Source organism: Vibrio sp. 10N.286.48.B8, from assembly GCF_003050085.1.
GTDB classification, from domain to species: Bacteria; Pseudomonadota; Gammaproteobacteria; order Enterobacterales; family Vibrionaceae; genus Vibrio; species Vibrio crassostreae.
Genome location: NZ_PIGD01000012.1, coordinates 138,694 through 150,823 on the forward strand (window position 1 = coordinate 138,694; position 12,130 = coordinate 150,823).

Annotated in this window: 10 protein-coding genes and 1 pseudogene; all 11 read left to right on the forward strand. The window is 43.9% G+C overall.

The genetic code is table 11. The annotated features are described in order from the left end of the window. Nucleotides 1–151 precede the first annotated feature (151 nt). Nucleotides 152–556: an Hpt domain-containing protein gene (locus CWO08_RS15035; protein WP_102431977.1), complete on the forward strand. Its 405-nt coding sequence runs from the start codon at nucleotides 152–154 to the stop codon at nucleotides 554–556. 223 nt (nucleotides 557–779) lie between these two features. Beyond that, entirely contained in the window at nucleotides 780–2,291 is a 1,512-nt protein-coding gene (locus CWO08_RS15040) for a sigma-54 dependent transcriptional regulator (protein ID WP_102431957.1), read from the forward strand. Next, nucleotides 2,272–3,378 (forward strand): glycosyltransferase family 4 protein, encoded by a 1,107-nt coding sequence (locus tag CWO08_RS15045; protein ID WP_108020705.1) that lies wholly within the window; start codon nucleotides 2,272–2,274, stop codon nucleotides 3,376–3,378. The genes CWO08_RS15040 and CWO08_RS15045 overlap by 20 nt, the downstream gene beginning before the upstream one ends. A gap of 242 nt (nucleotides 3,379–3,620) precedes the next feature. Next, nucleotides 3,621–4,997 carry an O-antigen ligase gene (locus CWO08_RS15050; RefSeq protein WP_108020706.1) on the forward strand — a complete coding sequence of 459 codons (1,377 nt, stop codon included), beginning with the start codon at nucleotides 3,621–3,623 and terminating at the stop codon, nucleotides 4,995–4,997. 92 nt (nucleotides 4,998–5,089) lie between these two features. Then, entirely contained in the window at nucleotides 5,090–5,875 is a 786-nt protein-coding gene (locus CWO08_RS15055; RefSeq protein WP_108020707.1) for a DapH/DapD/GlmU-related protein, read from the forward strand. Further along, complete coding sequence (locus tag CWO08_RS15060) at nucleotides 5,868–6,986, forward strand: glycosyltransferase (RefSeq protein WP_102431961.1); 1,119 nt, start codon at nucleotides 5,868–5,870, stop codon at nucleotides 6,984–6,986. Before CWO08_RS15055 ends, CWO08_RS15060 begins: the two co-directional genes overlap by 8 nt. Continuing rightward, nucleotides 6,983–8,407 carry a Wzz/FepE/Etk N-terminal domain-containing protein gene (locus CWO08_RS15065; RefSeq protein WP_102478763.1) on the forward strand — a complete coding sequence of 475 codons (1,425 nt, stop codon included), beginning with the start codon at nucleotides 6,983–6,985 and terminating at the stop codon, nucleotides 8,405–8,407. Before CWO08_RS15060 ends, CWO08_RS15065 begins: the two co-directional genes overlap by 4 nt. A 341-nt stretch (nucleotides 8,408–8,748) precedes the next feature. After that, nucleotides 8,749–9,849, forward strand: a complete 1,101-nt coding sequence (locus tag CWO08_RS15070) for a glycosyltransferase (protein WP_102431963.1) — start codon at nucleotides 8,749–8,751, stop codon at nucleotides 9,847–9,849. Further along, nucleotides 9,846–11,033 (forward strand): glycosyltransferase family 2 protein, encoded by a 1,188-nt coding sequence (locus CWO08_RS15075; RefSeq protein ID WP_108020708.1) that lies wholly within the window; start codon nucleotides 9,846–9,848, stop codon nucleotides 11,031–11,033. Before CWO08_RS15070 ends, CWO08_RS15075 begins: the two co-directional genes overlap by 4 nt. Before the next feature lie 9 nt (nucleotides 11,034–11,042). Further along, nucleotides 11,043–11,702, forward strand: a complete 660-nt coding sequence (locus CWO08_RS15080) for a sugar transferase (RefSeq protein ID WP_102431965.1) — start codon at nucleotides 11,043–11,045, stop codon at nucleotides 11,700–11,702. 81 nt (nucleotides 11,703–11,783) lie between these two features. Next, nucleotides 11,784–12,080: pseudogene (locus CWO08_RS15085) on the forward strand (hypothetical protein); the annotation flags it as partial. Between the last annotated feature and the right edge of the window lie 50 nt (nucleotides 12,081–12,130).

Consider the following 12,130-nt stretch of genomic DNA (forward strand, 5'->3'; position numbering starts at 1 on the left):
CCCGTTAGGTTTGTCACAAACACGGTAGTAAGGTAAGCGAGATAGCAATTAATTGCTCTATTTGCACGGCAACCAGTTGAAATTATTCTAGAAAATGACTAGAACTTAATAGTACTCATGAATATTAGGCTCAACAAAAGGACTTAGTTTGATCAATTCTACTTTAGCGTCAGACGCACCCGCAGATCTCAACTCACGAGAAGTTAGCGAACTTGTGGATGAAAGCGTTCTAGAGCAAATGATTCGAGATACAAGTGCGGACATTATCCCGATCTTGATCGACCACTATGTCGAAGAAACACAAACACGCTTGGTTACCATTAAAGAGGCTGTCACTCAGAAAGACGCTCAGACACTTGAGTTCGAGGTCCACACTCTCGGCAGCACGGCGCTTTCATTAGGTAATCGCCCCTTGGGTGAGTTAGCTCGCGCTCTAGAAAAGCAATGTTTAAACCAAAATCATGATGCGGCATTTCTACAAGTTGACGAATTACTAGAACTCGCAGAACGCTCAATAAAAGCCTTGCTTGAAAGGAAAGATGCTGGCTTTAGTTAACATTAGATGTTCATATCGGTATCGAATTAAAAACTCAACATAGTCGTTTATCAATATAGTCACCATTAAGATACGTTCAAGCATGACAAACAATTCGGGAAAATATACCGCCCGCTTTTTAAAAGATTGCATGCGGTAGATAACAAATGCACAAGACTCGTATTGATGGCCTCTATCACTATGTTATTGGTTAGTTAGGATAAAGTTTCAAAAGGAATATACAATGCGCCCTAAGGTATTGTTAGTTGAAGACTCCACGTCGCTCGCCGTACTCTACAAGCAGTACGTAAAAGATGAGCCCTACGATATTTTTCACGTCGAAACCGGCGCGGAAGCTAAAACCTTCATTGAAAGACACTCTCCTCAGCTTGTTATTCTCGACCTCAAGCTGCCGGACATGCCGGGGGAGGAAGTTTTAGATTGGATTAGCGCGAACGGAATACCGACCGCAGTTATTATCGCGACAGCACATGGCTCAGTAAACATTGCTGTAGATCTTATCCAGCGAGGTGCGGAAGACTTCTTAGAGAAACCCATTCAAGCAGATCGACTTAAAACTTCAGTTCGTTTACATCTAAAAAGAGCGAAACTCGAAAACCTCGTCGATAACATGCAAAGTAAGTTCGATCGTGATCGGTTTCATAATTTCATCGGCTCTTGCCTACCTATGCAGGCGGTTTATAAAATCATTGATTCTGTAGCGCCAACCACTGCTAGCGTGTTTATTAACGGCGAAAGTGGTACGGGTAAAGAAGTGTGTGCAGAAGCCATTCATCAAGAGAGCCAGCGTAACGGCAAACCCTTCCTTGCCATTAACTGTGGCGCTATCCCTCGAGACCTAATGGAGAGTGAAATCTTTGGTCATGTTAAAGGTGCGTTTACCGGCGCAACAACCGACCGTAAAGGCGCGGCGATGCAAGCGCATGGCGGTACCCTATTTCTCGATGAGCTTTGTGAAATGGAATTGGAGATGCAGAAGAAGCTCCTAAGATTTTTGCAAACTGGTACGTTTACTCCACTCGGCGGCAACCGCGAAATCAAAGTTGATGTCAGAATTATCTGTGCGACCAACCGTGACCCACTGGTTGAGGTAGAAGAAGGACGCTTTAGAGAAGATCTTTATTATCGTGTTCACGTTGTGCCTATCGAAATGCCACCACTTCGCGAACGGGGAAGTGACATTGTCACCCTTTGCAATCACTTCTTGAAGCTATATGCGAAGCAAGACAAGAAGAAGTTCAAATCAATAGACAAAGAAACGCAGAACCTACTTAAACGTTACGTATGGCCTGGTAACGTCCGTCAGTTACAAAACATCATCCGTAACATCGTGGTGTTGAACAATGAAACAAGCGTAACCAAAGACATGTTGCCGTCTCCGATTAATAAAGCAGATGCTGCTCCAACATCGAAATTAGTGACGCCTATTCGAGTAACGGTGCCCCAACCAGCTGTGGTAGAAGCTCCAGACGCTAAGTTGCCACCTATTACTCCAGAGGAATTAGAGCAATCGTCAGTTGTCTCAACTGGCAACGGTTCGATGACGCCCGCATTTACCACAAGCGAAGGAGCTATTCGTCCTATGTGGCAAATAGAACGGGAAGCTATTCAACATGCCATTAATCATTGCGATGGGAATGTGTTAAATGCCGCGGTGTTGTTAGAACTTAGCCCTTCTACTGTTTACCGTAAGAAACAGGCTTGGGAATCGGAAGATGAGTGCAATCAAGCCTAGCCAAGGTGTACTCAACGTAAACCGTCATGAGATTTGGCTGTTGATCGACAGCCAAACTTTTGGAGGTATAGAAACACATGTTTTAGAATTAGCACAAGGCCTGATATCTGAAAGCGTTCAGTATTCAGATGCTGTTCGAATTGTTCTTTTGACGAAGTTTAATCCTGGAGCCATCATCGTTGAAAAGCTGGAAGCGCTGAACATCCCTTTTAGTTACCTCTCCGATTTAGCCTCTTGCTCAGCAGATTCAAGCAGCAATAGCGCGGCACAGCTTAAACGTGCCGTTCAACATTATCAGCCAAGGCTTATCCATGCTCATGGTTACAAAGCCAGTTTGGTCAGCAAGTTAATCAAGCTCCCACCTCGTTTCAACAACACAAAGCAAATCACCACTTATCACGCAGGTGAAACCCCAACAGGCAAGGTGTGGCTTTATGACTGGCTCGACCGTTACAGCAGCTTTCTTTCTGATCAGTCGCTCGTGGTCAGTGAGAAGATTAAAGCGAAAGTGCCCAGTGGGACTTATCAATTGAATAACTTTGTTAAAGTCCCAACCGGGTTAACAAGCTCCCCTTCATCAAGCCAAATTCACGTTGGTTTTGTGGGTCGATTAAGCCATGAAAAAGCGCCAGATCGATTTGTGACATTAGCTAAACAGTTTCCCGAGGTTCAGTTTGACGTTTTTGGTGACGGACCAGAAATGGAGACGTTAGTTAAATCTCAACCTGATAATGTTAACTTGTACGGGCATCAGACTAATATGGGTGATGTCTGGAGCCAAATCGATCTGTTGATTATCCCTTCTCGCTTCGAAGGCTTACCGATGGCCGCATTAGAAGCCATGATTCGCGGTATTCCCGTTCTCGCCACCTCAGTTGGCAACTTACCTAAACTCATCGAGCATCAAGTTAACGGCTACCTAGCCCATTCTGAAGCCGAACTAGAACAGTGTTTGTCTTTGTGGATGTCATTGACGAGTGAACAACGCGACTCTCTAAAGAGTAACGCGATAGAAACCGTCAAAAGCCAATACTCGCCACAAGCTGTTATCCCGCAGTTGTTGGAGATCTATCAACTCGACCGCTAAAACGAGTCGTAGTCAGGGTTGATCACTTTGGCTTAACGATTTGGGCACCCTAGTCAGTTTTATAGTGATTCTCAAAATGAAAAACCTCAACTCAAATCTACCACCTCCCTCTGTAATATAACCTTAAATCAGCAGCTTAAACAAAATGCATAACTGGCACTCGCTTTGCAATATTTAACATCAGGCGTCACTACGCCTTAAAAAATTGGTGAGCCAGTTTATTTGCGATATTAGAGGTAACAATGATCAACCCAGAAGCCAATAGATTCCCAGTCATCATTATGATCAGCACCTTATGTGTTGGGCTTGGTGTTGTTTGGTACTTTGTGCCTCATCCCGCTGTTATTGTAGCGCTAGCTCTTCTGCCATTAGCCGGATTATTCGTGTTAAACAAGACATTTTGGTTAGTGTTGCTGTTCGTTGTCTTTTCATTTTTCCGAATTCACGAAGCAATACCTCAACTTTATTCACTAAAAATACCGCTGATGCTCTCACTAGGCGCTCTATCAGCCCTACTCTGGCATGCATTAATCAGTAAAGAGCTTAAAATATTTTGGCACCCTTGCTTGAATTGGCTCGCCATATTTTGGGGTTTGGTTTTCATTGGTATTATCTTCGCGACTAACAGACCGATTGCTCTGGCGGAATTCAAAGGTGTTTACTGGAAAATAATGGTGATGACACTCGCCATCGTTTGGTTAGTAAACAGTGCAGAGTATTTGGTCAAGACTTCGACCGCTATTATCTGTGCGGGATCATTAGTTGCTAGCATCGCGATTAATAATTCAATCAACGGGATTGGTTTAGTGGAAGGCAGTCGCGTAACTATAGGTCGTGACTTTGGTTCGATGTTAGGCGACCCGAATGACCTATCCTTAGTTCTTATGTTCCCATTAGCCTTTGCTATCAGTCAAGCGACCACGACGGGGATCCCGGTAACAAGACGTATCATTAGTGTTGGTGCAACGGTTTTATTACTTGCTGCCGTTATTGCCACACAAAGTCGAGGTGGTTTACTTGGCTCACTTGCTGTAGTCGGGATCTTTGCGCTCAAAATCATTCGTTCAAAATCACTGTTGATTACTTTGGGAGCAATTGGAGCGATTGGCCTTTATTTCGCTGCCGGGATTTCAGATCGAGCATCTGGCGGTGCGGCTGAACAAGGTATCGATGAATCAGCTATGGGGCGGATTTATGCTTGGGAAGCTGCCTTTAAGATGGCGCTAGATAACCCTTTAACCGGAGTCGGTTTGGATAACTTCTTTTCCAACTACTTCTTCTACAGTTCCCACTGGGATGGTTTAAACCATGCTGTTCACAGTACTTGGTTTGGCGTACTTGCAGAAACCGGCTTTCTAGGACTCATCATATACGTGATACTGATTACCTCACTGATCAAAACCATACGTTCCACACTGAAGCAGCTTTCAGAAACAACTAACACCATAGATCCAAACCTTAATGCCGCCGCTTACGCTGTATATGCTGGGTTGATCGGCACCATCGTGTCAGGAACTTTTCTAACGCAAGGCTTCAATTGGCCTATTTATATCCTCGCAGCACTGGTTGTCGCTATCGCGAACATATCTCAAACTGCCTGTCAAAATGAGAAAACCTAAAAGCCAATTCTTAACCAATTGAAAATATTGAGTTTATTAAATGGCATAGTATATGAAAGTACTTCTATATAACAAGACAGAGGAGTTTCATTATGACGTCAGTATCTATACATCAATTCAAGCATTGGCTTAAGTTTCATCCTAATTCTCGAATTAGAAATGTATTTTTCATTTTGAAAAATATCAGAAGCGCAGAGCTACCTACCCCTCAAGTACTTAATCGCTGCCTATATCAAGCGCACAAGCTAGTGGTGAATTTGGTTTCTGGCTTTACTCGCTTCTTCTACTGGACACCAGCTTTTAAAGGTCGTGTGGCTCAATGTGGTAAACGCCTGTATTTGTATGGTGGTCTACCTTTCGTGAGCGGTCCGGTACAAATTTCGATTGGCGACAATTGCCGCATCTCTGGGCACACTACGTTCTCTGGTTGTACGCAACCATTGGAAGGCTTAGAACATCCATTGCTTTCGATTGGTAACAATGTCGACATCGGTTGGCAGTCGACTATCGCTGTTGGAGGAAAAGTGGTTATCTCTGACAACGTACGCATTGCTGGCGGTACTTTCCTATTTGGATACTCTGGACACCCACTTGATGCAAAACGCCGAGCACTAGGTGAAGGCGATGATCCTCAGCAAATCGGCGACATCATACTTGAACCTGATGTGTGGCTAGGCACTAATGTAACGGTTAAAGGTGGCGTAACCATCGGCGAAGGTGCGGTAATAGCCGCAGGTAGCGTAGTAACAAAGAATATCCCTGCCTTTGCAATCGCTGGCGGTAACCCTGCTCGAGTTGTCGGTCAGATTAAATCCGTTGAAGGGACTGAATCCGATGTATTCGATTCGTTAGAGACTCATGGAGGTGACCATGCGTGATTTAATCGTATTTGGTGAAGACTTTGGCGGCCTACCTTCATCGACTCAACATTTAGTTCGTCACCTTGCTAAGCTGCACAAAGTCTTGTGGGTCAACTCTATTGGTCTAAGACAACCGAAGCTGTCCGCTAAAGATGCAACCCGAGCGTTCAACAAATTGTTTGGCAAAACCAAAGCTGTGACTCAAAACATGCTCGACTCTGAGGGACACGACAACATTACGATCGTGAACTTGAAGACCATTCCTGCGCCTGCTTCTAAGTTTTCTAGAAAGTTGGCTCAGCAAATGATGTTACACCAAATAAAACCGGTTATTGCTGAACTTAATCTTAATTCGCCTATCCTGTGGACTTCACTTCCGACCGCTGTTGATTTGTGCGGACACTTAGGTGAGTCATCTGTGGTTTATTACTGTGGCGATGATTTCAGCGCTTTGGCAGGTGTTGATCATGACACGGTAGCGCAACACGAATCGGAGTTGATCAACAAAGCGACTCTTATATTCGCGGCCAGCAAAAAGTTGATGGATAAGTTTCCAAAGCATAAAGCACACTTGCTACCACATGGTGTCGACGTAAACCTATTTTCAACACCAGCACCAAGAGCAAAAGATTTACCAAGTAACCACCGCCCTATTGCTGGTTTTTATGGCAGCCTTTCTAAGTGGCTTGATTATGAAATAATTGATCATGTTGCGAATGCAATGCCGGAATGGGATTTTGTTTTTATTGGCCCAAACGAGCTTGATACGCTCATGCTGCCTAAGTTGAGTAACGTACATTACCTAGGCCCACGTCCGCACCATACATTACCGAGCTATTCTCAACACTGGGATGTGAGCTTATTGCCGTTTGTTGATAACGAGCAGATCCGAGCTTGCAGCCCACTTAAACTAATGGAATACCTTGCGGCCGGCACACCAATTATCACAACGCCATTCCCTGCTTTAGTTCCATACCAAGAGCACGTAACGACTGTTGGCAGTGCAAATCAAATGATTTGGGCGCTTGACCATGCGCGCCAACTGAGCAATTCACCTATCTCTGTCGTCGAACAAGAGAGTTGGCAGAACCGTGGTAACTTCGTTCATTGGATGTTGGAGCTATTATGAATAATCTGAAATTGCGGTTATTGGCCATCATCAATGCCATGTGGCGCCAACGCTACGTTATCGTTCTACCAATGCTTATTTTGCCCTTTGTAGGCTTCGGTGTAAGCAAGTTGGCTCCGACCAAATATGACGCGCATACCAGTATGTTGATTCAAGAAACCGCCAAAATGAATCCATTCTTGGAAGACATAGCCGTTTCTACCATGCTCAAAGACCGACTCAATGCATTAAGAACGCTGCTACACAGTCGACATGTTCTTTACTCGGTCGCTGATGAATTGCAGCTAACCACACCAGATATGCCAGATCTAGAAAAAGAAGAAATCATCACCGACTTGTCTCAACGCTTATCAGTTACTCAGCTTGGAAAAGACTTTCTCAAGATCAGTTTAACGTCCAACACTCCAACTGGAATGGAAGCGACGCTGCGATCGGTCAGTGAACATTTCATTGAACAATTGTTAGCGCCGGAACGCTCATCTATTGAAGATTCAAGTGACTTTTTAAAAATTCATATAGACAAGCGTCGTATTGAACTTGAAACAGCAGAAGAAGCATTGGCCTTGTACATGAACGAAAACGTGCAATCGACGCCAGAAGTACAAAGCCAAAGCTTAAACCGCTTAGCATCGCTGAAACAGAACCTTGCTGAAAAAGAGGCAGAGTTATCGGGCGTTGAAAAAAGTCTTGGCTCAATTGACCAACAACTTTCAAGAACCAACCCTGTGATAGGTAAATTAGAAGACCAAATCATCGATATTCGAAGCGACCTTGCCCTGTTACAAGCTAAATACACAGACAAACACAGTGCTGTGCAAGCTAAAGTCCGTGAATTAGACAGACTTGAAAATGAGAGAAAAAGTTTACTCGAAGTAACCCAACCAACGATGAACAGTGACCAACTTTGGGACATTGCAAGTAGCGCGACACTGAACAAACTTTCTGATACCCAACCTCTTTTGGTCACTCAACTACATAGCCTACAACTGGTTCGTGCTCGCTTTGAGTCTTTAACAGAAGAGACCAAAAGCCTTCGTACTATGATTTTCGAACTAGAACACAAGGCCAATAACTTCGGTGAAAATGCAAAAGAGATGTACCGTCTTAAGCGACAAGTTGAGATTAAGCGCCAACTTTATGATGAACTGACAGAACGTTATGAAATGGCTCAGCTAACGGGTTCGCTTGGGGTATTCGAGCAAAACAAACGTGTGAAAATTATCGACTTGCCTTTCACACCTAGCATGAAATCTAACATGCCGACTTTTATCTTTGTTCTGGCTGGATTTGTTGCAGGCATCGGATTGGGCATTGGTCTTGCGGTATTGTTTGAGTTATTCGATTCTACAATCAAACGTAAAGCCGAAATCGAAGATATCTTGGGTGTTCCAGTAATAACGGTAATTCCTAAAATGAGCTAGTCAGCTTTAAAATCAGACCTTACCTGAGGTTTACTCCCTTACAATAAATGCCAACACTCGATTGGCGTTTTGCTTGTCTAACACCCCAAGTTCTTAAACCCACTTCCTAATTTCCCTAAGCCCTATGATCCAAACAGCCATTCAATCGCATTTTGTTTTGATTCCCATTTTGAGAAATGAAAACCGCCTCAGACGAACCGTGTTTAAGTAATTGAAAATTAGAGATTATTTAGTTGGCACAACTCCTGCTATCTCCTTGTGTAGTTAAACGTTTTAAAGAAGTTACTTCACGAGAAACGGCAGAAAGGCGAAACAAGAATTATAAAGGCAGGGTTCAAATTATGAATACGCATTTAACGAAGCATGGCAAAAAGATCATACACGTTGTTCAGCACCTTGCTCCGGGTGGCTTAGAAACCCTAACTCTTGATTTGCTGCGCCTTGCTAAACCAACAGACCAAGTGTTGATTGTCAGTCTAGAAGGAACAAAACAAGACTCGATCAACAACTGGCCTAAATTAAAGCAGTACCAAAATCAGATCGTCTTTTTGGATAAACCACCAGGTGTGCAATTCAATATCATCATCAAATTGATTAAAGCATTTAATGGTATTCAACCTGATGTGGTTCATACCCATCACATCGGCCCCCTACTTTATGCTGGATATGCCGCCCGCGTAACGGGTGTTCCAACTCGAATTCATACTGAACATGATGCTTGGCACCTAAACAATAGTAAACGTCGCCGTTTACAAGCGCTTGCTTTAAAAGCTGCTCAGCCAACGTTGGTTGCCGACGCGACACGTGTTTACAACCAGCTCCGCACCGCTTTTTCTTACGAGAACATCATTACCATCAAAAATGGTGTGGATTGTGAGAAATTTAAGCCAATGTCGAAAGAGCATGCAAGAGCAAACCTAAACCTACCAACAGACAAACACATCATCGGCTGTGCAGGTCGTCTAGAACATGTCAAAGGCCAAGACCAACTCATCAAAGCGTTGACTCTTCTACCTGAAAACATGGTTGTTGCATTTGCTGGCGGCGGTACGAAACGCAATCAACTAGAGCAACTCACTAGCCGATTGAATCTCAGTGACCGAGTCATCTTCCTCGGCCTAGTCGACGACATGACCACGTTTTACGGAGCGTTGGATACTTTCTGCCTTCCTTCTCGCCACGAGGGGTTGCCTCTTTCAACACTCGAAGCTCAAGCGTGCAATATTCCAACCGTCGCAATGGACGTTGGCGCTGTCGATGAAACCTTATGCCCAATCAGTAGCACCCTTGTTAAAAAGGGCAGCATTATAGAGTTAGCCAATGCGTTACTAGAAACTCAAAATGAGCGCTTTTTGTCACCCCGCCACTATGTACTAGACAACTTCGACATAGTGAATATGGTTGCCTCTTACAACAGCATCTCAGAAGGAGCTTACGCATGATCGATTGGTTACTTGCCGGACTTTGTTTATTTTCAGGTGCGTTGATTGTCTATCATCACGCAGCCTACCCTTTATTGCTGCGCTGGTACGCGAAAAACCACCCTGCACGTCAAGTTGAAGAGAGTCATCGTTGTTACAAAGAGGAACAACAAGATTGCACGTTACCGACCATCACCGTTCTTGTTCCTGCATTTAACGAAGAACAGTGGATTGCAGACAAGATTCGTAACCTTGCTTCTCTCGATTACCCAAAAAAGAAACTGAAAGTCATTATCGCTTGCGATGGTTGTACCGATAACACGGTCGCAATTGCTCAGATGACCATCCAAGAAGCGATGTGTAGTGATATTCATTTTGAGATACATGACCACCAATTGAACCGAGGTAAAGTAGCGGTTATTAATGAGGAAGTGACACATATCACCAGTGACCTTACAGCATTGAGTGACGTTTCCGCCCTTATTTCATTGGATGCATTACTTATTGCTGCCGCTCATTTTGAAAGTGACAAGGTTGGCGTGGTAAACGCAACGTATCAGCTTTGCCCAACAGGCAACGAAGGCGAAAACACTTACTGGCAGTACCAAACCGCCGTTAAAGAGTCTGAGGCTTCATTAGGTTCGAGCTTAGGTTCTCATGGCGCCTTCTACTTATTCAGAACACTCCTCTTTGAACTACTTCCTTTAAATACCATCAATGATGATTTCATCTTACCGATGCAAATCGTAAAACAAGGTTACATTGCTGAGTATGAAACCCAAATGGTGGCACTAGAGCTAGAAGAATCGAACCTAGAAACAGACTTCAAAAGAAGACTTCGTATTTCAGCGGGCAACATGCAACAAGCGATTCGATTGTTCGGCTTGTTCAGCCCGAAGTTCAAAGGCATCGCGTTTGCGTTCTTCTCAGGAAAAGGACTTCGCCTCCTAACACCATATTTAATGATTGTGTGCTTAGTGTGCTCCATCTTGCTTAGCAACTACTTGGTGTTCGAAGCACTGTTATGGGCTCAAGTTACCGTTTATACCATTGGCGTAATTGGCTGTATCTTGCCAAAGCGTTTAGTAAACAAACCTATTTCATTAATCTCTTATTTGATAGTTGGACACTACGCCAACTTCATTGGTGGCATACGTTACCTAATCGGACTAGAAAACTCACCTTGGACACGAGCGAATCATTAAGGACTTATTATGATGAACATTGAACAGCTATCTACTCAAAACCTATACCAAGACAAAATTTCACGAGCTAAACGTACATTTGATTTGGTAAGCTCATTGATTGCTTTGATTCTGCTAGCACCGGTATTTCCACTGATTGCAATGGCGATTGCACTCACTTCTCGTGGTCCTATTTTTTACCGCCAACTTCGCGTTGGTAAATCAACACCACAGAAAATGGAACTATTTGAAATCATGAAGTTCCGTAGCATGTACGAAGATGCAGAAACTCGCTCTGGTGCAGTTTGGGCAACCGCGAATGACCCACGAATCACACCGGTTGGTCGATTCTTGAGAAAGACTCGTCTCGATGAACTGCCACAACTGTTTAATGTATTAAAAGGTGAAATGTCTCTTATTGGTCCACGCCCTGAGCGCCCTACTTTTTACACTAAACTAGAGAACGAAATCCCTTACTTTGCTGACCGCACTTATGGCGTAATGCCGGGTATTACAGGGCTTGCACAAGTGAACCAAGGTTATGACACCTGCATCGATGATGTACGTCGTAAAGTAGGTTTTGATCACAGCTACGCACTGAGTCTATGTTCTATGAAATCTTGGATTGCCACTGACCTGAGCATCATAACAAAAACGATCGTCGTTATGGTTAATGGTCGCGGTCGCTAAACCAGTATGGTCTAAAGTGAGAGAACCAGCTGCTTAGTCCAAGGTGAAAAATAGAGCAGTCTTGTCCAATGTGAACACAAAGCCAGCTTTGATAGTGATTTATCGGCTGGCTTTTTACTGCCTCAAAACAAGCCAAACGATGAAGCTACCCTTGCCGTCGATAACGCGGTGAACAAAGCAAAGTCGCTATACAAAGCAGGCCTAGTCGATTACTTATCGGTGCTAGACGCACAAAGACAACAAAAAGCGATGCAAGATCGCCAAGTAGCCGCCAAGCTTCAAACCGCCAACACCACGATTGCCGTGTATAAAGCGTTAGGTGGAGATTGGAAAGTCGCTAGAGAAACACAAAGTGTCGAGTTAGCTTCTGTGAACTAACAAAGCTACACGCTGTTCACCTAAACAATAAGCTGTAATCGTTCAGATAA